This window comes from Streptomyces sp. NPDC055966 (genome assembly GCF_042269865.1).
Taxonomy (GTDB): Bacteria; Actinomycetota; Actinomycetes; order Streptomycetales; family Streptomycetaceae; genus Streptomyces.
In genome coordinates this window covers 210,239-233,865 of the sequence record NZ_JBHJYK010000010.1, presented here as the reverse complement: position 1 = coordinate 233,865, position 23,627 = coordinate 210,239, and the positions used below count along the sequence as shown (strand labels likewise).

Below are 23,627 nucleotides of genomic sequence, written 5' to 3'. Positions count from 1 at the left end.
TTCGAACCATGAAGGCCGTCCTGCGGACCCGCAGCCTGCCCGCCCTGCTGCCGGCCGTCCTCCTCCTGCTCGTCCCGTTCCTCCTGCTCCTCGCACCCCCGTTCGCGCCCCGGGCGAGCGCGGACACGAGCATCTCCACGATCGCCCGCGCGCTGCGCGCGAGCCCGGTCTACGTCGACCCGGCCGCCGCCTCCCAGCTGCCGAAGGCGGACGCCGACGCCCTCGCGAAGCGGATCGTGGACGCCAACAAGCCGGTGTTCGTCGCGGTCCTCCCGGCCGGCTACCCGACGGCCGCACTCTTCACGAACCTCCGCGCGGCCACCGGCATCACCGGCCTGTACGGCATCCGCCTCGGCGACCGCTTCGACGCCCGCGCCGACTCCTCCGTCATGTCGGCGACGGCCCGGCGCAACCTGGTGAACAGCGTCCAGGACGAGCCGGTGAAGACCCAGCTCAGCGACTTCACCGACCGCGCCCTGGCCACGGTCGGCGGCCACGCGCCGAGGAGCTGGGGCGGCCCGGCCGGTTCGGGCGGCGGGGTGTCCGGCACGGCGGTGCTCGTCACGGGCGCCGTCCTCGTGGCCGGCGGCGCGGGCGCGTACGCGCTGGTGCGGCGCAGCCGCCGCCGGCGCGAGGAGGAGCGGCGGGCCGCCCTCGACCGGCTGCGCGTGGTCGTCGACGAGGACATCACCGCCTTCGGCGAGGAACTGGACCGCCTCGACTTCCACCCGGCCGAGCCCGGCGCCGACGACGCGATGCGCGCCGACTACGAACGCGCCCTGGACGCCTACGAGACCGCCAAGCAGCGGATGTCCGAGGCGCGGCGCCCGGAGGACGTCCGCACGGTGACCGAGGCGCTGGAGGACGGCCGCTTCTCGCTCGCCCAGCTCACCGCCCGCCGCACGGGCCGCCCGCTGCCCGAGCGCCGGCCGCCCTGCTTCTTCGACCCGCGCCACGGCCCCTCGGCCGCCGACGCGGACTGGACCCCGCCCGGCGGCGCCCCGCGCCAGGTCCCGGTCTGCGCGGCCGACGCCACCCGGCTGGCCGACGGCCGCGACCCGGTGATCCGCGAGGTCGACACCGAGCACGGCCGCCGCCCCTACTGGGACGCGGGCCCCGCCTACGGCCCCTGGGCGGGCGGCTACTTCGGCGGCGGCATCCTGCCCGGCCTGCTCGTCGGCACACTCCTCGGCAGCATGATGGCCACCCCGTCGTACGCGGCCGACTACGGCACGGGCTACGGCGACTTCGGCCCGCACTCCGGCTACGACGGCGGCTACGACGACGGCTCCCAGGGCGGCGACGTCTCCGGCACGGACTTCGACCCCGGGGACTTCGGGGGCGGCTTCGGCGACGGAGGCGGCGACTTCGGCGGCGGGGGCGGGGGAGACGGGGGAGGGGATTTCGGAGGGGGGTTCTGAGGGGGTTCTGAGGGTGCGTCACTCCTTGTCCTGGTGGTGACCGTCGTCCGTCAGGGACAGGGAGCCCAGCCGTTCCATCACCGCCGCCGCCAGGTTCAGCACCCCGCGCTCCGTCTCGCCGAGCGTGCCCAGCGCCTCGGCCAGCCAGGCGTCACGCTCGGCCATGTCCCGCTCCAGCGCCCGCCGGCCCGGTCCGGTGAGTGACAGCACGGACTGGCGCCGGTCGTCGGTGCCCCGCTCCCGCGCGATCAGCCCCTCGGTCTCCAGCTCCGCGTAGACCCGGGTGAGCGACTGGGGCCGCTGCCGCTCGGCCGCCGCGATCTCGCCGGGGGTCGCCGGGCCGTGCCGGCTCAGGTGACCGAGCACGGCGAGCTGGTTGGGGCTGAGGCCGCCGTCCCCGCGTTCCTGCCGCAGTCGCCGGTTGAGCCGGACGACGGCGCGCCGGAGGCGGGCGGCGTCGGAGTGGTGATCCATGCAGAGATCCTACGTGCAGCTTAATAGCTGCGACGGGAAGCCCGCTGTATCGTCGCCCTGTGCGCTCAAAACTCATACGCAATGCGTACGAAGTGATGCTGGCGATGACGGCGGTGCTGCTCTGCTGGGGTGCCGCCCTGTGGCTGGAGGGCGCGGCCGGGCTGCACACGGACGTGCCCGTCCTCGCGGTGGCCCTCACCCTCCCCCTGTCCTCGACCCAGCGCACCGCGCCGACGAGCCGCCGGCTGGCCGCCCTGGCGCTGCTGCCCGTCACGGCCGCCGGGGCGCAGTTCCTGGGCCGGCTGATCATGCACCACTACGCGATCGGCGCTGCCGTCTTCACGGCGGGCATCTCGCTGTGCATCTGGATGCGCCGCTACGGCGCCACGGCGACCGGACTCGGCACGCTGACGGCGCTGCCGTTCGTCGCGCTGCTGATCGTCCCCGGCCCCGCGCTGCCGCCGGCGGCCGAGAGCGGGCTGGTGAGCTGGTCCTGGTCGGCGCTGATCGGCGTCCTGGCGTGCGGGTGCGTGTGGCTGGTACAGGCCCTCGGGGACCGGTACGGCCCCTGGCGTCCGGAGCCCGAGCCGGTCGTTCCCCGCCGGGCCTCGCGTCTTCGCCCGCGCTCCAGCACCCGCATGGCCGTGCAGATGGCGGTCGGCGTGGCCCTGGCCTTCCTCTGCGGCCGCCTTCTCTTCGACGGCCACTGGCCCTGGGCGGTCCTCACGGCGTACGTGGCGGCGAGCGGCAACCGGGGTCGAACGGACGTCGTGCGCAAGGGGGTCGAGCGCCTCGCGGGCGCGGCCGCGGGCACGCTGCTGGCCACCGGGGTGGCCTCGACCGGCATCACGGGCCGCGCGTCGGTGGCGGTGATGTTCGCGGTCCTAGCCGTGGCGCTGTGGCTGCGCCCGCTCAACTACGCCTACTGGGCAGCCGGAATCACGACCGCTCTCTCCCTGCTCCTCGGCTACTTCGGCCAGGACGCGGTGAGCCTGCTGCCGACTCGCCTTGCCGCGACAGCCGTTGGAGCGGTTCTGTCCATCGCGGCGGCGTGGTGGGTACTGCCGGTCCCCGTCAGGAGGCGAGGCCCTCGGCTCACGAACGAGCCGGGGCCGCCCGCTTCCCAGCACGGACGCGTTCGCGCCTCGCCTGCACGCCGGGCCGGCTCGGCGGCGAACGGCGATCAGACGCAGCCGCCCAGCCGCAGGTGATGGGCAGTCTTGGGCCGCGACTGGGCGCTGTCCGAGGCCCCGGTGAGGGGCGGGGCCAGGGCCTTCGTGGTGGCCATGAGTGGCCCAAACCCTCCGGTCCCCTGCGAAGCCCGACCCCGCAAGCCCCTCCCGGCCGAACCGCCGGAGGCTCACGCGTTCTTGATGGCCGAGATGTCGAAGTTCAGCTTGATCTTGTCGGAGACCAGGACGCCGCCGGTCTCCAGGGCCGCGTTCCAGGTCAGGCCCCACTCGGAGCGCAGGATCTCGGCCTTGCCCTCGAAGCCGACGCGCTCGTTGCCGAAGGGGTCCTTCGCCGAGCCGTTGAACTCCAGGTCGATGGTGATCGGCCTGGTCGTGCCGAGGATGGAGAGGTCGCCGGTGATGCGGTAGTCCTCGCCGCCCAGGGCCTCCGCCTTGGTGGAGCGGAAGGTCATGGTCGGGAACTCGTCGGCCTTGAAGAAGTCGGACGACTTCAGGTGCCCGTCGCGGTCGGCGCTGCCGGTGTCGACGCTGGCCATCTGGATGTCGAGGGTCGCGGTGGAGCCGGCCGGGTCCGCGCCGTCGAGGTGCAGGCTGCCGGTGAAGTCGTGGAAGGCGCCCTTGACGTTGGTGACCATGGCGTGCCGGGCGGTGAAGCCGATCGTGGTGTGTGCCGGGTCGATCGTGTAGTCGCCGGTCAGCGCCGTCAGGTCGGGGCCGGTGGCGGCGGTCGTGGTCGCGGGGGTGCTGTCCTTGCGGCTGAAGAAGCCCATGTCGTGCTCCAGGAAGTTTCAGTTGAACGTTAAACGAACTCGATGTCTCCGACGGTAGACCCATTCTGTTCAGTTTTCAACATCATTCGTAGTGTGTCTTCATCGTTACGCGGAGCAACGGCGTCTGCCATCTGGCGCACCGGCCGGGAAGCGGGCACCATCTGCGTGCACCATCTGCGTGCACCGCCGGACGTCGGGAAGGGTGCGGCGATGAGTGGTTCCCTGCGACCGACCCGGCGCGCGATGCTGCTCGCCGCCGCCCTCGGCCCTGCCCTGGCTCCCGTCCTCGGGGCCCGCCCCGAAGTCCGCCCCGGAGTCGCCGATGCCGTGACCGGCGGTGATCCCCACGACGCCCTGCGCCGGCGCTGGCTCGACATCGCCCTCGGGACCGGATACGACCCGGGCGCCGAACCGTACGCCTCCCGCCTCCGCCAACTCGGTTCCCTGGCGCGGGACTTCGGCGGCACCATGGCGCCCGCCCCCGACTCCCTGTGGCCCGGGCACCCCTTCGACCCGCCGGCCGGCATCACCTACAGCTACAACCGGCTGTGGACCATGGCCCAGGCCTGGGCCCAGCCCGGCACCGGCGCCGGCGGCGACCCCGCGCTCCTCGACGCCGTCATCCGCGGCCTCGACCATCTGTCCGCCCGCGTCTACAACCCCTCCACCAGCCGCTACGGCAACTGGTGGGAGTGGCAGATCGGCAGCCCCCGGCTGCTCATGGACATCACGGCCACGCTGTACGACCGCCTCGGCGCCGACCGGATCGCCGCCGCCTGCGCGGCCGTGGACCACTTCATCCCGGACAGCATGCTCACCGACTACTCCGGCACCTCCACCGGCGCCAACCGCGTCGACCTCGCCCGCTCCGTCGTCCTGCGCGGCATCCTCGGGCGGGACGACGCCAGGATCTCCCTCGCCCGGGACGCCCTCTCGCCGGTCTTCCCGTACGTCACCCAGGGCGACGGGCTCTACGCCGACGGCTCCTTCGTGCAGCACACCTGGGTCGCCTACGCGGGGACGTACGGCCAGGTCCTGCTCGACGGACTCGGGCGGCTGTTCGCCCTGCTCGCCGGGTCGCCCTGGGAGGTCACCGACCCCGCCCGGCAGAACGTCCTCGACGCCGTCGAGCACTCCTTCGCGCCGCTCGTCCACGACGGTCTGGTCATGGACGGCGTCAACGGCCGTGCCATCAGCCGGGGTTACCTGCTCGGCGACGACCTGCACCTCATGCGCAGCGACCACTTCCACGGGCAGGCGCTCATCGGCTCGATCGCGCTGCTCGCGGGCGGGGCGGGGGAGGCGCGGCGGGCGAAGTGGTACGGGATGGTGAAGGGATGGATCGAACGGGACAGCGTGACACCGGTGCTGACGGGGGGTCAGTTCGGTGTCGCCGACCTCGCGCGGCTGCACGCCGTCGCCGCCTCGCCCGTCCCGGCGGCCCCGGAACCCCTCGGCCACCGGCTCTTCCCGGCCATGGACCGCGCCGTCCACCGCGGGCCCCGCTTCACCGCCGCCCTGTCCATGGCGAGCGACCGCATCGCCCACTACGAGTGCGGCAACGGCGAGAACCCGCACGGCTGGCACACCGGTTCGGGGATGCTGTACTGGTGGCCGAGTGGTGGTCGGGCCGGTCGGGCCGGTCGGGCCGGTCGGGCCGATCAATACACGGACTGGTTCTGGCCGACCGTCGACTGGTACCGGCTGCCCGGGACCACCGTCTCCACCAAGCGGCTCGCCGACCGCGAAGGGGGCGAGTGGGGCGCGCCGAAGCCGGACGTCCGGTGGGTCGGCGGGGCGACGGACGGTACGTACGCGGCCGTGGGGCAGCATCTCAAGGGTCTCGGTTCCAGCCTGGAGGCCCGTAAGTCCTGGTTCTTCCTCGACGACGCCGTGGTCTGCCTCGGCGCCGGGATCACCTGCGCCGACGCCGTCCCGGTCGAGACGGTCGTGGACAACCGCAACCTGGGGGAAGGCGGCAACCAGGCCTTCGTGCGCGCACGGAACTGGGCGCACCTCGAAGGGCACGGCGGCTGGATCCTGCCGCACGGGCCGTACGGCGCCGAACTGCGCACCCTGCGCGAGGACCGCACCGGCGCCTGGTCCGACATCAACGCGACCAGCACCGACGAGCGGCGCACCCGGCGCTGGCAGACCCTCTGGCTCGACCACGGCACCGACCCGGCCGGCGCCCGCTACCTGTACGTCCTGCTGCCCGGCGCCACCCGTGCCGAGACCGCCGCCCGGGCCGCCGACCGGCACTGGCTGCGCGTCCTCGCCAACGACCCCGGCCGGCAGGCCGTCGCCGTGCCCCGGCTGGGGCTGACCGGCGCGAACTTCTGGCGGGCGGGTACGGTGGGGGACCTGGCCGTCTCCGCGGGGGCGAGCGTGCTCGTCGTCCGCCGGGGCCGTACGGCCGTGCTGCACATCGGCGAGCCACCGCGCACCGGCAGGCCGCTGGAGATCGTCTGGGACCGCCCGGTGCGCGCGGTGACCCGGGCCGGCGAGGGCGTCGAGGTGCTCGCCGCGGACCGCTCTCTGAGGCTGCGCGTCACTCCAGGGATGGCATGTGCCGACCGTGTATGTGAGGTGAGTCTCAGCTGATGGCTTTGTGGTCTCCCTACAAGCCCGGTGCCCTCTGAGCAGTCGGAACGGCTGCACGCGCCTGTGGTTCTGTTCACTGGCACCAGGAAAACGGGCCGGAGACTGTACGGAGTCGACGTCTCGCTTTCCTTGGTGTCCTTCGTAAGGTCGCTACATGACCGTTTTGGAAGAGACGACGGGTGAGCCGACCGGCGAGCCGACGGACGCGCGCGGACGAGTCGCCGAGCTGCACGAGATTCGTGCCAGGGCCGTGGCCGGCCCGAGCGAGAAGGCGACGGCGGCGCAGCACGCCAAGGGCAAGCTGACGGCGCGGGAGCGGATCGAGCTGCTCCTGGACCCGGGTTCCTTCCAGGAGGTCGAGCAGCTGCGCCGGCACCGGGCGCAGGGGTTCGGCCTGGACGCGAAGAAGCCGTACACGGACGGTGTGATCACCGGCTGGGGCACGGTCGAGGGCCGTACGGTCTTCGTCTACGCGCACGACTTCCGGATCTTCGGCGGTGCGCTCGGCGAGGCGCACGCGACCAAGATCCACAAGATCATGGACATGGCCATCGCGGCCGGTGCCCCGCTGGTGTCGCTCAACGACGGCGCGGGTGCCCGGATCCAGGAGGGCGTCAGCGCCCTGGCCGGCTACGGCGGCATCTTCCAGCGCAACACCAAGGCCTCGGGTGTCATCCCGCAGATCAGCGTGATGCTCGGCCCGTGCGCGGGCGGCGCGGCGTACAGCCCGGCGCTCACCGACTTCGTGTTCATGGTCCGTGAGACCTCGCAGATGTTCATCACGGGCCCGGACGTGGTCAAGGCCGTGACCGGCGAGGAGATCAGCCAGAACGGGCTCGGCGGCGCCGACGTGCACGCCGAGACCAGCGGCGTGTGCCACTTCGCGTACGACGACGAGGAGACGTGCATCGCCGAGGTGCGCTACCTGCTGTCGATGCTGCCGCAGAACAACCGCGAGAACCCTCCGCGCACCGAGTCCTCCGACCCGGTCGACCGCCGCAGCGACGTCCTGCTGGACCTGGTCCCGGCGGACGGCAACCGGCCGTACGACATGACGAAGGTCATCGAGGAGCTCGTCGACGACGGCGACTACCTGGAGGTCCACGAGCGCTGGGCGCGGAACATCATCTGCGCGCTGGCCCGCATGGACGGCCAGGTGGTCGGCATCATCGCCAACCAGCCGCAGGTCCTCGCGGGTGTGCTGGACATCGAGGCCAGTGAAAAAGCTGCGCGCTTTGTCCAGATGTGTGACGCTTTCAATGTCCCGATCGTCACCCTGCTGGACGTGCCGGGCTTCCTCCCCGGTGTGGACCAGGAGCACGGCGGAATCATCCGCCACGGCGCGAAGCTGCTGTACGCGTACTGCAACGCGACCGTGCCGAGGATTTCGCTCATCCTGCGCAAGGCGTACGGAGGTGCCTACATCGTCATGGACTCCCAGTCGATCGGGGCGGACCTCACCTACGCCTGGCCGACCAACGAGATCGCCGTGATGGGCGCCGAGGGCGCCGCCAACGTCATCTTCCGCCGGCAGATCGCCGACGCCCAGGACCCCGAGGCCATGCGGGCCCGGATGGTCAAGGAGTACAAGTCCGAGCTGATGCACCCGTACTACGCGGCCGAACGCGGCCTCGTGGACGACGTGATCGACCCCGCCGAGACGCGCGAGGTCCTGGTCAAGTCCCTGGCGATGCTCCAGTCCAAGCACGCCGACCTGCCCTCCCGCAAGCACGGCAACCCCCCGCAGTAACCGAGCGGACCCGCCGCGGCAACCCCGCGGACCTCTCTCTCACGGAGACTGACACCCATGAGCACTCCTGACATCCGCGTCGAGAAGGGCCACGCCGAGCCCGAGGAAGTCGCCGCCATCACGGCCGTCCTCCTGGCCCGCGCGGCCGCCCGCACGTCCGTGGCCCCGGCGCACCGCGGCCGCCCCAGGGCCGGCTGGCGTCGCCTGGAGCGCGAGGGCGGCTTCCGCGCCCCGCACAGCTGGCACTGAGTCCACGCCTCACCACGGCCCCGCTCTCCTCCGGGAGGGCGGGGCCGTCGTGTTGTGCGCCCTTCCAGTCCGTCCGTGCGCCCGTGCGCTCCCGCGAACGGATCAACCGGCGCTGGGCGGCGGGAGTTCAAGATCCCTAATCTGGCGCGGAGATCCGGCGCAGGAGCCGGCACAGCCGGCCCAGGTACCGGCCCAGGAAAGGGACCCCACCACCCGTGACACTCTCGACGCCGCGATGTGCCGTCCGGATCACCATCGCGACCACCCTTCTGACCGTGCTCGCCATGATCCCGGCCGGCGCCGCCGGCCAGAGCTGGCAGCGGGTCGGCACCGACGCCCGCAGCGGCGTCAGCGGCCTCGCCGACGAGGGGCCCTCGGCCGACGGGACCGGCGTGGACGCGCTGATCGTGCACGACAACAAGGCGCCCGGCCAGCGGCGGCTGTCCCGGGTCACCCACCGGGACCGCGGCCCCGACGAGGTCAGTCCGCTGACCTGGAGCGGGGCCGAACCGCAGGACCTGGAGGCGATCGAGGCGATTCCCGGCACGGCGGGGGAGTACATGGCGCTCGCCGCCCGCGGCATCGTCTACCGCGTGCGGGTGGACGGCGACACGGCGGCCGTCGTCGACTACGCGCCCCTGCCCGGCGTCGCCCCGGGCGACGACGACGAGAGCTTCGCGCTGGTGTCCCGGGGCGGCAGGCTCGCCGCGCTGTGGGCCTCCCGGGGCGACGGTCCGGACCACCCCGCCGTCCTGTACGCGGCGCCGCTCACCTTCGCCCCCTGGGGGCAGCCCGAGTTCGGCGCCGTGAGCCGTCGGCCGTACCGGGCGCCGTACCCGGTCGGCGAGGGAACCCGGCACATCACCGACCTCACCGTGACCGACTCCGGCCGGATCCTGGCGAGTTCGGCGGCGGACGCCGATGACGACGGGCCGTTCGACTCCGCCGTGTCCGACATCGGCCGGGTGACCGTCTCCCCGGCCGGCGCCGTGCGCGTCACGCTCGCGGAGTCCCCCACCCTGCTCGGCACCTTCCACGGCTACAAGGTCGAGGCCGTGGAGTGCGTGCCCGGCACCGACCGGGCCCTGCTCGGCACCGACGACGAGAACCACGGCGGCTCCGTGCGCTCCATGCCGTACTGCGGACGCTGAACGCCCGGCGTCGGCACACAACTCGGCCCCTGAACCCACCGGTTCAGGGGCCGTCGTCAGGAGGAGCCGGAGTGCTACCGCAGGCGGGCCATCAGCGCGTGCTCGACCAGGGTGATCAGCGCCGACTTCGCGTCCGCGCGGTGGCGGGCGTCCGTCGTGATGATCGGGGTGTCCGGTCCGATCTGGAGCGCCTCGCGCACCTCGTCGGGGTTGTAGGGCTGCTGGCCGTCGAAGCCGTTGAGGGCGATGACGAACGGCAGCCCGCTGTTCTCGAAGTAGTCGACCGCGGGGAAGCAGTCGGCGAGGCGCCGGGTGTCCACGAGCACGATCGCGCCGATCGCACCGCGCACCAGGTCGTCCCACATGAACCAGAAGCGGTCCTGGCCCGGCGTGCCGAACAGGTACAGGATCAGGTCCTGGTCGAGGGTGATACGGCCGAAGTCCATGGCCACCGTGGTGGTGGTCTTGTCCCCGGTGTGGGTGAGGTCGTCGATGCCCGCGCTGGCGGACGTCATGACGGCCTCGGTGCGCAGCGGGTTGATCTCCGAGACGGCACCCACGAACGTGGTCTTGCCCACGCCGAAGCCGCCCGCCACCACGATCTTCGCGGAGGTGGTGGAGCGGGAAGGACCGCCGCTAGAGCTTGCGAAGTCCACTGAGCACCCTTTCGAGCAGTGTCACGTCTGGCTGGCCACCGGCGTTCTCGTCGCCGCCGGGCTGATGGATGGCGACCAGGCCCGCCTCCGCCAAGTCGGCGACGAGGATCCTGGCCACGCCGAGGGGGATCGTCAGCAGGGCCGAGACCTCGGCCACCGACTTGATCTCCCGGCAGAGGTTGCAGATCCGCTGATGCTCGGGCAACTGGCCCTGCATCTGGTGCGGCTGCGCGGTGGTGTGCACCAGTGCCTCGATGGCGAGCTGGTACCGCGGGCGGGTCCGGCCGCCGGTCATGGCGTACGGACGCACCAGGGGGTTGTTCGATGCGGACGCGGGCGCCGGCTCGGGGCGGCGCTGCGGCTGCACCGGCTGGATGCGCGGGGCCGGCGGCTGGTCGTACGGCGACGGGCCGGGGCCCTGCGGCGCGTACGGCTGCCGGTGGCTCGGGGCGGAGGGGAAGTTGTACCGGTTCGCCGAACCGTCGCCCTGACCCTGACCAGGGCCGTACGACCAGTTCCCCGAATGCGAACCACCTGGGGGTGTTGCCACTTTCTCTCCTCCTCCGACTGTGCCGGGCACCCATCGCTGTGGAGCCGCGTCCCGAAACCTTACGGCCCCGGGACGCGAATACGCACCGTCCGATTGTTAGTTGAGAAGGCTGCCCTGGAGCTCCGCACGGAGATCCGGGGTCAGGACCGTGCCCGCGCGGTCCACCAGAAGGGCCATCTCGTACCCGATGAGGCCGATGTCCGCTTCCGGGTGGGCCAGAACCGCGAGCGAGGAGCCGTCGGATACGGACATGATGAAGAGGAATCCCCTCTCCATCTCCACAACAGTCTGGTTCACGGCACCTCCCTCGAAGATCCGGGAGGCGCCTGCCGTCAGAGACGTCAGACCGGAGGCGACGGCCGCGAGCTGGTCCGCGCGGTCGCGGGGGAAGCCCTCGGACATTGCCAGAAGGAGTCCGTCGGCGGAGACCACCACCGTGTGGGACACCCCCGGGGTGTTGTCCACGAAGTTGGTGATCAACCAGTTCAGGTTCTGTGCCGCCTGGCTCATCGGGCTCACACTAACGCTCCTGGTTGTAGGTGCTGTCAGGACCGAAGCCCTGGCCGTTCGTTTCACTGCCTGCGCTGCGTCCGCGCTGGACGCCTCGACGCAGGTTGCTCAGCCTGCCCCGGACGTCCTCCGGGGCGCGGGAGACCTGGGGGCCTCCCTGGGGGGTGCTCTCGGCGGCGCCCTCGACCAGGTTGGCCTTGGGCACCCGCCGCGGCAGACCGGACGCGGTGACCCCGCCCGCCTTCGGCTTCCGGAGCTGCGAGGCCTGCTGCCACCGCGCGTCGTTCGCCGAACGCCAGCCGTTGTCGCCGCCCGCTGCCGGAGCGTCGCCCGGAGCCGGAGCCGGAGCCGGTGCCGGTGCTTCCGGCTGCACACGGGCCGTGCCGTTCGCGGCACTCGAACCGTTGGAACCGCTCGCGGCGGAACCGCGGCGGGGCAGCCCGGCGTCGGTCAGCGCGTGGGCGGCGGGAGAGGCCGGTCCCGGACGGTCGAAGCCTACGCGGTTCCGCTCACTCACGTCAGCGGCCTGCGAGGATTCCGCCTCCGGAGCGTACGGGGCCGGGTAGCCGTTCTGGTACCCGTCCTGCGGCTGCTGCGGCTGCTGCGGCTGCTGCGGCCAGTCGTCCTGGTAGGAGTGCGCCGGGGCCGGATCGGTGTACGCCGGGTCGGGGTAGCCGCCGGCCGAGAAGCTCTCGCCCTGCGGCAGACCGCCGTTCGGCGCGAAGAACTGGTCCTCGTACGGCTTGTCGTAGCTCTCCTCGTACGCGGCCTGCCGCGGCTCCTCGTACGCCTGCTCCTGGTAGGCCTGCTGCGGCTGCTCCTGGAACGCCTGCTGCGGCTGCTGCGCCTGGTAGCCCGAGCGGCCGTCGAACAGCGGGTCCGCGTAGGCGGCGGGCGCCTCGGGCTCCGGCTGCTCGGCCTGCGGCTGTCCCTGGCCCTGCGCCTCCAGGGCCGCGCGGCGCTCCTCGCGCATCAGCGAGCGGCCGACCGGGTCCAGCTCCCGGATGTCGTCGGGGATCTCCGGGTACCGGCTGTCGTCGAAGCCGAGCTCGGCTGCGGTCCGCAGAGGCTGCTGCGCCTGGCCGAAGCTCTCACCCTGGAACTGCTGGAACTGCTGCTCCGGGATGATCTGCGAGACCGTGAACTCCTCGCGGTCCAGCGGCGTCTCGCCGCCGCCACCGTGCGTGATCGCGTCGGGCAGCATGACCAGGGAGGTCGTGCCGGCCTGCTCGCCCGAGGGGCGCAGCTGGACGCGGATGCCGTGCCGGTCGGACAGCCGGCCGACCACGAACAGGCCCATGCGCTGGGAGATCGCGGCGTCCACGGTCGGCGGGTTGGCCAGCTTGTGGTTGATGTCCGCGAAGTCCTCGGCCGTCAGGCCGATGCCCTTGTCGTGGATCTCGATCATGATGCGGCCGTCGGGGAGACGGGTCGCGGTGACGCGGACCTTGGTCTGCGGGGAGGAGAACGTCGTCGCGTTCTCCAGCAGCTCGGCGAGCAGGTGCACGAGGTCGGTGACCGCGCGGCCGTGGATCTCGGCCTCCGGCACACCGGACAGCTCGATGCGCTCGTACTGCTCCACCTCGGAGGAGGCGGCGCGCAGCACGTCGACCAGCGGGACCGGCTGGTCCCAGCGGCGGCCGGGCTCCTCGCCGGCGAGGACCAGGAGGTTCTCGCCGTTGCGGCGCATACGGGTGGCCAGGTGGTCCAGCTTGAAGAGGTTCTCCAGCTGGTCCGGGTCGGCCTCGTTGTTCTCCAGGTCGGTGATCAGGGTCAGCTGGCCCTCGATCAGCGACTGGTTGCGGCGCGACAGGTTGGTGAAGATCGCGTTGATGTTGCCCCGCAGCAGCGCCTGCTCGGAGGCGAGCCGGACCGCCTCGCGGTGGACCTGGTCGAAGGCGCGGGCGACCTCGCCGATCTCGTCCTTGGTGGTGATCGGGATCGGGGTCACCCGGGTGTCGACCCGGCCGGGGTCGGTGCGCGAGAGCTGGTCGACCAGCATCGGCAGACGCTGCTCGGCGATGCCGAAGGCGGCGTTGCGCAGCTGGCGCATCGAGCGGCTCATCTGGCGGGCCACGGCACCGGCCAGGATGAACGCGAGCAGCAGGGCGACCACGACGACGGCACCGGTGGTGATCGCGGAGGTCTTGGCGTCGTCGGCGATGCCGGAGGCCTCGTTCACGGCCTTGTCGGCCATGCCCGACTCGATGTCGCGGTACGCGTTGAACTTGAGCGTGTTGACCGCCCACCAGTTCTGCGCGGTGATGCCCTTCTGGGCGAGCGCCGCACGCGCGGCGGGGTCGGTGGAGTCCAGGGTGGCGAGCGCCGTGACCATCTTCTGCGGGTCGGACGGCGGCGCGACGTAGCTCGGGTCCTTGGCCTTGGCCTGCTGGGCCATCGTCACGGCCTGGGTCTGGATGTCCTTCTTCTCGGCGTCCAGCTTGTCCGCGTCGGCCTGGGTGCCACCGCCGATGTACTCCTCGACGGCGATGCCCTCCAGGTAGGCGTACGAGGACAGGGCGACGCGCTGGCTGGCCAGGTTGGGGGCGTCCGGGCCCGGCTTGACCAGGATGTGCATGCCGATCGAGCGCTCCAGCGACAGGGCCGCCTTGGTGAGCGAGATGGCGTAGACGGTACGGCCGTAGGAGGTGATGTTGCCGGTGCCGAGACCGAGCTCGTTGGCGAACTCCATCAGCGGGTGGGCGACCTTGACGTAGCCCTCCTCGGTCTGCACACCGGTGAACTTGGAGGTGTACGCACCCGCGCGCAGCGTCTGGAGGAAGGGCTCCGCCTCGCGGAACAGCTTCAGCCGGCGCTCCAGGCCGGACTTGTGCGGCATGTTCTGCGCGGCCTGGTCGAAGGCGTCGGCGGCCTTGTCGGTCGCGTTCTGGACCGCCGTGACGGTCGCCTTGTCCTGGGCGGTCTCCAGCTTGCCCTTCAGCAGGGGCGCGGCGGCGGTGTCGCGCTCCTGGTAGAGCGCGTCGGCGTAGGAGAGCGAGGCGCGCACGAGCCGGGCGGTGTTCTCGGCGTCACGGGCCTGCTGCCAGGTGTCGATCGAGTTCTTCACCTGGAAGCCGCCCATGACGAGACCGACCGCCACGGGTATGAGCAGGATCGCGTTCAGTCTGGTCGGCACCCGCCAGTTGCGCGGGGAGAAACGACCGCCGCTCGGGGCCTGCGGGGCCGCCGGTTCCGCGCCGGTCATGGGGGTGGGCGCCGCAGCGCGCGGCGGCGGGGTGAAGTTGCCCCGTGCCGACGGCTCGGGACCGTTCTTGCTTCGCCTCACTCGACCAACAACCTCTCGGCGGTCGGCACCTACGTCGTGCCGCAGAGTCTCTCAGAGCCCGGTTCGTCATCGACTACTGAGTACGTCTTTGACTATTGGGCAGTTCAGGCATTCCAGCACGTGGACCAGTGCTCTTCCAAACAGTGGAAACCTGTGAAGGGGCCTGTCGCAGGTGGCAGATAAAACGGTCATAAAGAGCGAGCCCCGCCAAAAGGCGGGGCGATTGTGAGCGCAGCGGTACAGCCCGACTGCGTCGCGTGGTGATACCCGGGGATTCCTCTGCCGAACTGTTATGAACACCGGAGCCGACCGTGTCAAAGGCCACAGCCGGCTCCGGTCCGATTACGACAACTGCCGTACGGCACGTCGTACTTGAGCACGTATGCACGTGCTGACCAGCACTTGTGCTACCGCAGGCGGGCCATCAGCGCGTGCTCGACCAGCGTGATCAACGCCGACTTCGCGTCCGCGCGGTGGCGGGCGTCCGTCGTGATGATCGGGGCGTCCGGCCCGATCTGGAGCGCCTCGCGCACCTCGTCGGGGTTGTAGGGCTGCTGGCCGTCGAAGCCGTTGAGGGCGACGACGAACGGCAGCCCGCTGTTCTCGAAGTAGTCGACCGCGGGGAAGCAGTCGGCCAGGCGCCGGGTGTCCACGAGCACCACCGCGCCGATCGCACCGCGCACCAGGTCGTCCCACATGAACCAGAAGCGGTCCTGGCCCGGCGTGCCGAACAGGTACAGGATCAGGTCCTGGTCGAGGGTGATACGGCCGAAGTCCATGGCGACGGTGGTCGTCGTCTTGTCCCCGGTGTGGGTGAGGTCGTCGATGCCCGCGCTGGCGGACGTCATGACGGCCTCGGTGCGCAGCGGGTTGATCTCCGAGACGGCGCCGACGAACGTGGTCTTGCCCACGCCGAAGCCGCCCGCCACCACGATCTTGGCGGAGGTGGTGGCCCGGCCCGCGTCAGAGCTTGCGAAGTCCACTGAGCACCCTTTCGAGCAGCGTCACGTCCGGAGCGCCACCGTTGTTCTCGTCGCCACCGGGCTGGTGGATGGCGACCAGGCCGGCCTCGGCGAGGTCGGCCACCAGGATCCGGGCCACCCCGAGCGGCATGGCCAGCAGCGCGGAGACCTCCGCGACCGACTTGACCTCACGGCACAGGTGGCAGATGCGCTGGTGCTCCGGGAGCAGCCCCATGAGCGCTGCCGGGTCGGCCGTCGTGCTGATCAGCGCCTCGATGGCGAGCTGATAGCGAGGCCGCGTCCGGCCGCCGGTCATCGCGTACGGACGGACCAGCGGCTGGTCGCCCTCGTCCCCGTACGGTTCCGCGTACGGATCGTGATGGGCGGTGGGCGGGGTCATGAATCCTCCGGGCGGGACAGCAGGTCGGTCGGTCAAGCCGTCTGTCGGGGGCCGGTGGGGGGATTGTGTCGGCCGGACGGTGGTTTGGTGAGGTGGGTGGTGCCGGGGGCGGTCAGTGGAGCAGACTGCCTTGGAGTTCGGCGCGCAGATCCGGGGTGAGTACCGCCCCTGCGCGGTCGACGAGCAGTGCCATCTCGTAGCCGACGAGACCGATGTCGCACTCCGGGTGGGCCAGGACCGCGAGGGACGACCCGTCCGAGACGGACATCAGGAAGAGGAACCCCCGCTCCATCTCGACGACCGTCTGTGCCACGTTGCCGCCCTCGAAGATCCGGGATGCCCCGGCGGTCAGCGAGGTGAGCCCCGAGGCGACGGCCGCGAGCTGGTCGGCGCGGTCCCGCGGGAAGCCTTCGGACATCGCCAGCAGAAGGCCGTCGGCGGAGACCACCACCGTGTGCGACACCCCGGGGGTGTTGTCCACGAAGTTGGTGATCAACCAGTTCAGGTTCTGTGCCGCCTGGCTCATCGGACTCAACTAACGCTCCTGCTGGTGAGTGGGGCTCGGGTAGCTGCCGGTCTGGCCGCTTCCGGCCTGACGGCCCTGAGCGATACCCCGACGGAGATTGGTCAGCCGTCCGCGTACGTCGTCAGGCGCACGCGAGATCTGCGGACCGGCCTGGTGCTGTTGCTGCTGAGCCGTGCCCGGGACGAGGTTCGCCCGGGGCACCCGGCGCGGCAGGCCGGAGGTGGTGATACCGCCCGCGGCGGGCTGCCGCACACGTTCGGCCTGCCGGACGAGGTCGTCGTTCGGCGAGGTGCGCCAGGAGCCGGTGGTCGAGCCGTTGCCGGTGCCGCCCGCACCGCCCGGGTTCGCACCGCGCTGCGGAGCAGGGGCGGGCGCCTGCGGCTGCTGCGGTGCGGCCGTGCCGTCCTGCGGACCGCCGTGGAACCAGTTGGTCTCCAGCGTGTCGTACAGCGGCGTACGGCCGTCCATGGGACCGCTGGCCGGCGGCAGGGCCTCCGGCTCGCGCTGCACCGGACGCGACGGCTGCTGCTGCGACGGCTGCTGCTGGGCCGGCGGGCGCGGGGTGCCGAAGTCGTTCCGGACGGGCGGCTGCGGGCGCTCGAACTGGCCGGTGTGCGCCGGGTTCTGCTGCTGCCCGGGCAGCGCGTGCTGTCCGGTGGAGCTGCCGTCGAAGCCGCCGTCGTAGGCCTGCGGGGCCGCGTACCGGCCGCCGTCGCGGCGGCTGTCGTCCGGCCGCGCGGGCGCCGGGCTGCCGAAGACGTCGGAGCGGAGGAACTGCCCGTCGTCCGGCTGACCGGCGGGGCCGTCGAACCGGCCCGGCAGCTGCGGGGCCTCGGGCCGGGCGAACTGCCCGGTCTGCTGCGGGTTGTCCGGGCGGGCGAACCGGCCGGACTGCTGCGGGGCGTCGGGCTGGGTGAACTGGCCCGTGTGCTGGGAGCCGTCGAAGCCGTTCAGCTCGGGGCGCGGGAACTCGCCCGTGGCGGACGGACCGTGGTCGTCGAACGCGGGTATCGCCGGTATCTCCGCCGTCGCCCCCGGACCCTGGCGGTCGTCGACGCGCGGCATGCGCGCGGTGTGCGCCGGGTCCTGCTCGTCGTGGCCGCGCGGGGCGTCCAGCGAGGCACGCGACAGCGGGGCACCGGAGTCGCTCCAGCTCGGCGTGCGCGGCTGCTGCGGCTCGGCGCCGGGCAGCTCGGCCCGCGGCCCGCCGCGCGGCGGCAGCTGGGGCTGACGGCCCTGGTCGGCGGGGGCGGCGGGGCGCTGCGGGCCGCGGCCGCCGAAGGCGTCCTGCTGCGGCCCGGCCGGGTTCGCGGCCTGGAGGTTCTGCGGGGCGCCCGGCGCCTGAGCGCCGAAGCCGCCCGCGGTGGAACCCGTGGGGACCGCCCGGCCCTGCTGCGGACCGCCGGGGCCGCCGAACGCACCGGCACCGCCCTGCGGGCCGCGCGCTCCGCCCGGCGCACCGGGACGGCCGCCCTGGCCTCCGCCGGGCAGCGCGGCCCGGGGACCCTGGCCGGCGCCGACCTGACCGCGCGGGGCGGGACCGGAACCGAGCAGACCGCCGCCGGCCGGAGCGCCGCCGAGGGCACCGCCGTTGCCGGCCTGTCGCCGGGCCGCGGCCGCACCCGCGGCGGCCTGCGCGGCGGCGGGACCGCCGGAGCCACCGGGCGCGCCCGGCTTGCCCGGGGCGGGCTTCTTGCCGCCCTGGGCCACGTCCACGGGCAGCATGACCAGCGCGGTCGTACCACCGGAGTCGGACGGGCGCAGCTGGATGCGGATGCCGTGCCGCTGGGACAGACGACCGACCACGAAGAGGCCCATGCGGCGGGAGACGGAGACGTCCACGGTGGGCGGCGAGGCGAGCCGCTCGTTGATCGCCGCGAGGTCCTCGGGGGACAGGCCGATACCGGTGTCGTGGATCTCGATCAGCACGCGGCCGTCGGGCAGCGCGTGACCGGTGACCTTGACCTTGGTCTGCGGCGAGGAGAACGAGGTCGCGTTCTCCAGCAGCTCGGCGAGCAGGTGCACGAGGTCGTTGACGACGCGGCCGGCGACCTCGGTCGTCGGCACGGACGCCAGCTCGATGCGCTCGTACTGCTCCACCTCGGACGCGGCGGCGCGGAGCACGTCGACCAGCGGGACCGGGCGGGTCCAGCGGCGGCCGGGCTCCTCGCCCGCGAGGACGAGGAGGTTCTCGCCGTTACGGCGCATACGCGTGGCGAGGTGGTCGAGCTTGAACAGCGAGGACAGCTGGTCCGGGTCGGCCTCGCGGGACTCCAGTTCGGAGATGAGCGAGAGCTGACGCTGGATGAGGCCCTGGGAACGGCGCGAGAGGTTGGTGAACATCGCGTTGACGTTGCCCCGGAGCAGGGCCTGCTCGGCGGCGAGGCGGACCGCCTCGCGGTGCACGTCGTCGAAGGCCGCGGCGACCTGGCCGATCTCGTCCCTGGAGTGCACACCGACGGACTCGACGGAGGTGTCGACGTCCTGCGGGTCGGACTCGGAGAGCTGCTTGACCAGCTCGGGCAGGCGGTCCTGGGCGACCTTGGTCGCGGTCTCCTGGAGCCGGCGCAGCGAGCGGATCATGGAGCGGGCCACGACGAACGCGCCGACCAGCGAGACGCCGAGGACGAGCAGGATCAGCGCACCGGAGATGATGGCGTCCTGCTGGGTGGCGCTCTTCAGCTCGCGGGCCTTCTGCTCCATCTCCTCCAGCAGCGTGTGCTCGATCTTCTTCATCTGCTCGATCTTGGTCGAGCTGTCGTCCACCCAGTCGCGGTACGACCGCGCCGGCAGCTGCTGCATACCGCTGGCGGACTCGAAGGCGCGCTTGGCGTAGGTGTCGGCGGCCTCGATCGTCGGGTTGCCCTCGTCGATCGGCTTGAGGAGTTCCTCGGCGTTCTGGCTGGAGTAGATCTTGCGGAAGATCGCCAGCTCGGAGTTCTCGCTCTGGAACGCCGACTGGCCGTAGAGCCGGTCGTTCTCGGAGAGGTCGCCCTTGGAGGCGGTGGTCGAGGGCAGCGCGGCGGCGATGGTCGCGCGCTCCACGGAGGCGTACTCCTTGGCGGTGGAGAAGGCCGCCAGGGCGCGGGTGCGCGAGATCATCTCCGGGTTGCTGGACGCCTCGGCCATGTCCTGGGACAGCGAGATCAGCTGGGTGATCAGGCGGTGGTAGGACTCGATGGTCTGGGTCGAGTTGCCCGGCGACTGGTAGGCGGACCGGCGGATCTTGGCCAGGTCGTCCAGCTGGTTGGCGAGGCCGACGAGCGCGTCGCGGACGCCCTGGAGCTGGCCGTCCTTGCTGGCCGCGTCGATCTGCTCGGAGGCGTCGAGGAAGTTCTCGCGGGCCCGGTCGGTCTTCTCCTGGTAGCCCTTGACCGTGTAGTCGGTGGCCTTCAGACCGTGCGACATCGGACCGGCCGACTGGTCGCGCTCCTCCTGGAGCGCGGCGGCCAGTTCCGTGGCCTGCTTGGTCATGTCCGTCAGCAGCTTCATGTTGTCGAGCTGCTGGATGTCGTTGATGTTCTGGTCGATGCGCAGCGCGCCCAGCGAGGTCGCCGCGACCACGGGGAGGGCGAGCAGCGAGACCAGACGCGTGGAGATGCGCCAGTTGCGCAGGGCCATGCGCGAACCGGGGCCGGTGGTGCCCTTGACGGGCTTGACGGCCGGGGTGGTGGCCGCGGAGCCGCCGGGGGAGGCGGAAGCGGTCGAGGAGGTCGGACCCGACGGGCCGCCGGGCCGCCCGCCGCGCTCACCGCCGTCACCGGACGGGGCCGGGCCCTGGTTCTGGGCGTGCTGGGAGGAGGAGCCGCCCTTCATGGGAGCAGTCCCGTCGTGTGGCTCCGGCTCCGCCGAAGCGCTGCCATCCCTCTTGAAACGTCCCTGCACTAGCGTCGCAACCTCTGGACCAGGCACCCCTCCGCGAGCGGAGGGACACGGTGTCGGCGTTGTGGGGAGCGCCCTGAAAACGTCCCCCGATGGTCTTGAGTGACCGGCGCTGGTTCCCCCTGTCTCGCCGCCACCCGGCGCTGCGTCGCGCCGCCTGTGCGCCGGCTCGATCCTGCGGCGGTCCGTGGAATTCCAGCACAGTGCCGGATCTCCAACAAGGGCCGTGGACCGAGCCGTGACCTCGGTGACGGGCTGTGAGTGCCATGTCACCTGACGTGGAAGCTTATCCCGTGCATAACGGGTGAAACCAGGCGAGTTGTCGGTCGGCGTCAGGTGTCCCAGTCGCCATGATCAGGAGCGGAATGAGGGCTTCAGGTGGTCAATGTCCGTTTCGTAAGGCCGGATTGACGAAGTGATTTGACCGCTTTGTCCGCGACGCCGTGAGGAAACTCACATGCGCCACAGGGGCAGTTGGCGCCGTCGGCAGGGAATTGGATGTTTAGCCTGACGCTTTACAAGGGTGACGACTCTGCAAACCCACTCGACCAGAGGGCACAGGACGACAACGGTGAAGACGACGATGATGTTCCACAAGATCGCTAATCCTCGGCGCACGACCCTGGCGCACCTCAAGGACGCCGGCGAGCTGCAGACCGCCGAGCTGCCGGAGCACTCCGTCGACCTTCCGGTCCACACGGCCAACCCGCGGCGCACCGTCCTGGTGGACGTCCCGGCCCAGGCGGTGGCCGCAGAGTAGCCGACGGGCGCGGAGCGGCCGCGCGGCCGCTCACCTATTCCGCCGAATTCCGGGCACCGGGGAATTCGGCGGAAGGCATTTCCGGGAGGAATCCGACCCCTCGACCGGTTAACCTGGGGCGTCAGCACGCCGGTTCTCAACTGTGAGGGGCGCAAGGATCCCGTGCGCATCGCCAGGTTCTCCATCGACGGGAACGTCGCCTTCGGCGCGGTCGAGGGCGACAAGCAGGACGAGCTCGTCCTGGACATCATCAAGGGCATTCCCTACGGCGTCGACTTCGAGCTCAGCGGTGTCAAGGTCCCGCTGAGCAAGGTCAGGCTCCTGCCCCCGGTCATCGGCAACAAGATCGTGGCCTTCGGCCGCAACTACGCGGACCACGCGAAGGAGCTGGGCAACGAGGTCCCGGACGCGCCGTTCGCCTTCTTCAAGCCGAGCACCTCGATGATCGCCTCCGGCGACGACATCCAGTACCCGCCCTTCTCCGAGGAACTGCACCACGAGGCCGAGCTGGCCGTCGTCATCGGCCGCATGTGCCGCGAGGTCCCGCGCGAGCGCGTCAAGGACGTGATCTTCGGCTACACCTGCGCGAACGACGTCACCGCCCGCGACGTGCAGAAGCGCGAGAAGCAGTGGGCCCGGGCCAAGGGCTTCGACACCTCCTGCCCGCTCGGCCCCTGGGTGGAGACGGACCTGGACCTCGCGCGCGCGAACGACCTGACCGTCCAGTGCACGGTCAACGGCGAGCAGCGCCAGCTCGGCCGCACGAGCGAGATGATCCACCCCATCGAGGACCTGGTCGTCAACATCTCCGAGGCCATGACCCTGCTCCCCGGCGACGTCATCCTCACCGGCACCCCCGCGGGGGTCGGCCCCCTGAACGTCGGCGACGAGGTCGCCGTCACCATCGAAGGCATCGGCACACTCACCAACAAGGTTGTCAAGCGTGGCTAGCGCACCCGGCTCCCCCGTACGCGTCCGTTTCTGCCCCTCGCCCACCGGTAACCCGCATGTGGGCCTGGTCCGCACCGCCCTGTTCAACTGGGCGTTCGCCCGGCACCACCAGGGCACTCTGGTCTTCCGCATCGAGGACACCGACGCGGCCCGCGACTCCGAGGAGTCGTACGACCAGCTGCTCGACGCGATGCGCTGGCTCGGCTTCGACTGGGACGAGGGCCCCGAGATCGGCGGCCCGCACGCGCCGTACCGCCAGTCGCAGCGCATGGACCTCTACAAGGACGTCGCGCAGAAGCTGCTGGACGCCGGTCACGCCTACCACTGCTACTGCTCCCAGGAGGAGCTGGACTCCCGCCGCGAGGCCGCCCGCGCCGCCGGCAGGCCGTCCGGCTACGACGGCCACTGCCGCGACCTCACCCCCGCACAGGTCGAGGAGTACCGGGCCCAGGGCCGCAGCCCGATCGTCCGCTTCCGGATGCCGGACGAGACGATCACCTTCACCGACCTGGTCCGCGGCGAGCTGACCTTCACGCCGGAGAACGTGCCGGACTACGGCATCGTCCGCGCGAACGGCGCCCCGCTGTACACCCTGGTCAACCCGGTCGACGACGCCCTGATGGAGATCACCCACGTCCTGCGCGGCGAGGACCTGCTCTCCTCCACCCCGCGCCAGATCGCGCTGTACAAGGCGCTGATCGAGCTGGGCATCGCGAAGCGGACCCCGGCCTTCGGCCACCTGCCGTACGTGATGGGCGAGGGCAACAAGAAGCTCTCCAAGCGCGACCCGGAGTCGTCCCTCAACCTCTACCGGGACCGGGGCTTCCTGCCCGAGGGCCTGCTCAACTACCTGTCCCTGCTGGGCTGGTCGCTCTCCGCGGACAAGGACATCTTCACGATCGAGGAGATGGTCGCGGCCTTCGACATCTCCGACGTGAACCCCAACCCGGCGCGCTTCGACCTGAAGAAGTGCGAGGCGATCAACGCGGACCACATCCGCATGCTGGATGTGAAGGAGTTCGCCGGCCGCTGCGCCCCCTGGCTGCAGGCCCCGTTCGCCCCCTGGGCGCCCGAGGACTTCGACGAGGAGAAGTGGGCGGCGATCGCCCCGCACGCGCAGACCCGCCTCAAGGTGCTCTCCGAGATCACCGACAACGTCGACTTCCTGTTCCTGACGGAGCCTGTCTTCGACGAGGCGTCCTGGACGAAGGCGATGAAGGAGGGCAGCGACGCTCTGCTCCGCACGGCCCGCGAGAACCTGGAGGCGGCGGACTGGACCTCCGCCGAGTCCCTGAAGGAGGCCGTCCTGGCCGCCGGCGAGGCCCACGGCCTCAAGCTCGGCAAGGCCCAGGCCCCGGTCCGCGTCGCCGTCACCGGCCGCACCGTCGGCCTGCCGCTCTTCGAGTCCCTGGAAGTCCTGGGCAAGGAGAAGACGCTGGCCCGCATCGACGCGGCGCTGGCCAAGCTCGCCGCGTAACCGTCGTCGCCGCCGTACCCGCAGGGGCGGCATCCGGAAGTTCCCGGATGCCGCC

General features: G+C 71.5%; 19 protein-coding genes. 9 read left to right on the top strand and 10 right to left on the bottom strand.

Going from position 1 to position 23,627, the window contains the following annotated elements:
* Positions 1-8 precede the first annotated feature (8 nt).
* On the top strand, positions 9-1,421 hold the full coding sequence (locus ACFC8N_RS22800; RefSeq protein ID WP_376289320.1) for a hypothetical protein: 1,413 nt from the start codon (positions 9-11) through the stop codon (positions 1,419-1,421).
* Between the two features lie 18 nt (positions 1,422-1,439).
* Here ACFC8N_RS22800 and ACFC8N_RS22795 read toward each other — a convergent pair whose 3' ends face one another.
* Entirely contained in the window at positions 1,440-1,895 is a 456-nt protein-coding gene (locus ACFC8N_RS22795) for a MarR family winged helix-turn-helix transcriptional regulator (RefSeq protein WP_376289318.1), read from the bottom strand.
* Between the two features lie 59 nt (positions 1,896-1,954).
* Here ACFC8N_RS22795 and ACFC8N_RS22790 point away from each other — a divergent pair, with 59 nt between their 5' ends.
* On the top strand, positions 1,955-3,106 hold the full coding sequence (locus tag ACFC8N_RS22790) for an FUSC family protein (RefSeq protein ID WP_376289316.1): 1,152 nt from the start codon (positions 1,955-1,957) through the stop codon (positions 3,104-3,106).
* A 149-nt stretch (positions 3,107-3,255) separates the two neighbouring features.
* Here ACFC8N_RS22790 and ACFC8N_RS22785 read toward each other — a convergent pair whose 3' ends face one another.
* Positions 3,256-3,858 (bottom strand): YceI family protein, encoded by a 603-nt coding sequence (locus ACFC8N_RS22785; RefSeq protein WP_356024673.1) that lies wholly within the window; start codon positions 3,856-3,858, stop codon positions 3,256-3,258.
* Positions 3,859-4,068: 210 nt separating this feature from the next.
* Here ACFC8N_RS22785 and ACFC8N_RS22780 point away from each other — a divergent pair, with 210 nt between their 5' ends.
* The 4 genes from ACFC8N_RS22780 (at position 4,069) to ACFC8N_RS22765 (ending at position 9,612) form a co-directional block, all read left to right on the top strand.
* The gene (locus ACFC8N_RS22780) at positions 4,069-6,462 is read left to right on the top strand and encodes a polysaccharide lyase 8 family protein (RefSeq protein ID WP_376289314.1); all 2,394 of its coding nucleotides are present in this window, start codon (positions 4,069-4,071) and stop codon (positions 6,460-6,462) included.
* 154 nt (positions 6,463-6,616) lie between these two features.
* Positions 6,617-8,212 (top strand): acyl-CoA carboxylase subunit beta, encoded by a 1,596-nt coding sequence (locus ACFC8N_RS22775; RefSeq protein ID WP_376289312.1) that lies wholly within the window; start codon positions 6,617-6,619, stop codon positions 8,210-8,212.
* Between the two features lie 57 nt (positions 8,213-8,269).
* A complete protein-coding gene (locus ACFC8N_RS22770; RefSeq protein ID WP_356024666.1) occupies positions 8,270-8,461 on the top strand; it encodes an acyl-CoA carboxylase subunit epsilon in 192 nt (63 codons plus the stop codon).
* Between the two features lie 215 nt (positions 8,462-8,676).
* Positions 8,677-9,612 carry a hypothetical protein gene (locus tag ACFC8N_RS22765; RefSeq protein ID WP_376289310.1) on the top strand — a complete coding sequence of 312 codons (936 nt, stop codon included), beginning with the start codon at positions 8,677-8,679 and terminating at the stop codon, positions 9,610-9,612.
* Between the two features lie 74 nt (positions 9,613-9,686).
* On the opposite strand, the gene ACFC8N_RS22760 is transcribed toward ACFC8N_RS22765, so the two are convergent.
* From ACFC8N_RS22760 to ACFC8N_RS22725, 8 genes are all read right to left on the bottom strand, one after another.
* Positions 9,687-10,268 carry an ATP/GTP-binding protein gene (locus ACFC8N_RS22760; RefSeq protein ID WP_009314218.1) on the bottom strand — a complete coding sequence of 194 codons (582 nt, stop codon included), beginning with the start codon at positions 10,266-10,268 and terminating at the stop codon, positions 9,687-9,689.
* Positions 10,249-10,818 carry a DUF742 domain-containing protein gene (locus tag ACFC8N_RS22755; RefSeq protein WP_071370711.1) on the bottom strand — a complete coding sequence of 190 codons (570 nt, stop codon included), beginning with the start codon at positions 10,816-10,818 and terminating at the stop codon, positions 10,249-10,251. The genes ACFC8N_RS22760 and ACFC8N_RS22755 overlap by 20 nt, the downstream gene beginning before the upstream one ends.
* A gap of 96 nt (positions 10,819-10,914) precedes the next feature.
* Positions 10,915-11,328 (bottom strand): roadblock/LC7 domain-containing protein, encoded by a 414-nt coding sequence (locus ACFC8N_RS22750; RefSeq protein WP_003993185.1) that lies wholly within the window; start codon positions 11,326-11,328, stop codon positions 10,915-10,917.
* A 10-nt stretch (positions 11,329-11,338) separates the two neighbouring features.
* The gene (locus tag ACFC8N_RS22745) at positions 11,339-14,614 is read right to left on the bottom strand and encodes a nitrate- and nitrite sensing domain-containing protein (RefSeq protein WP_376289307.1); all 3,276 of its coding nucleotides are present in this window, start codon (positions 14,612-14,614) and stop codon (positions 11,339-11,341) included.
* Between the two features lie 407 nt (positions 14,615-15,021).
* The gene (locus ACFC8N_RS22740; protein ID WP_356024659.1) at positions 15,022-15,597 is read right to left on the bottom strand and encodes an ATP/GTP-binding protein; all 576 of its coding nucleotides are present in this window, start codon (positions 15,595-15,597) and stop codon (positions 15,022-15,024) included.
* Positions 15,578-15,976: a DUF742 domain-containing protein gene (locus tag ACFC8N_RS22735; RefSeq protein ID WP_009190816.1), complete on the bottom strand. Its 399-nt coding sequence runs from the start codon at positions 15,974-15,976 to the stop codon at positions 15,578-15,580. The genes ACFC8N_RS22740 and ACFC8N_RS22735 overlap by 20 nt, the downstream gene beginning before the upstream one ends.
* Before the next feature lie 112 nt (positions 15,977-16,088).
* Positions 16,089-16,502 carry a roadblock/LC7 domain-containing protein gene (locus ACFC8N_RS22730; RefSeq protein ID WP_003973453.1) on the bottom strand — a complete coding sequence of 138 codons (414 nt, stop codon included), beginning with the start codon at positions 16,500-16,502 and terminating at the stop codon, positions 16,089-16,091.
* A gap of 9 nt (positions 16,503-16,511) precedes the next feature.
* Positions 16,512-20,387 (bottom strand): nitrate- and nitrite sensing domain-containing protein, encoded by a 3,876-nt coding sequence (locus ACFC8N_RS22725; RefSeq protein WP_376289305.1) that lies wholly within the window; start codon positions 20,385-20,387, stop codon positions 16,512-16,514.
* A 568-nt stretch (positions 20,388-20,955) separates the two neighbouring features.
* On the opposite strand from ACFC8N_RS22725, the gene ACFC8N_RS22720 reads away from it, so the two are divergent.
* The 3 genes from ACFC8N_RS22720 to gltX all read left to right on the top strand — a co-directional run bounded on the left by ACFC8N_RS22720 (position 20,956) and on the right by gltX (position 23,572).
* Positions 20,956-21,144, top strand: a complete 189-nt coding sequence (locus tag ACFC8N_RS22720; protein WP_356024654.1) for a hypothetical protein — start codon at positions 20,956-20,958, stop codon at positions 21,142-21,144.
* Positions 21,145-21,306: 162 nt separating this feature from the next.
* Positions 21,307-22,095, top strand: a complete 789-nt coding sequence (locus tag ACFC8N_RS22715; RefSeq protein WP_356024652.1) for a fumarylacetoacetate hydrolase family protein — start codon at positions 21,307-21,309, stop codon at positions 22,093-22,095.
* Entirely contained in the window at positions 22,088-23,572 is a 1,485-nt protein-coding gene (gltX, locus tag ACFC8N_RS22710; RefSeq protein ID WP_376289303.1) for a glutamate--tRNA ligase, read from the top strand. Before ACFC8N_RS22715 ends, gltX begins: the two co-directional genes overlap by 8 nt.
* The last annotated feature ends 55 nt before the right edge of the window (positions 23,573-23,627 follow it).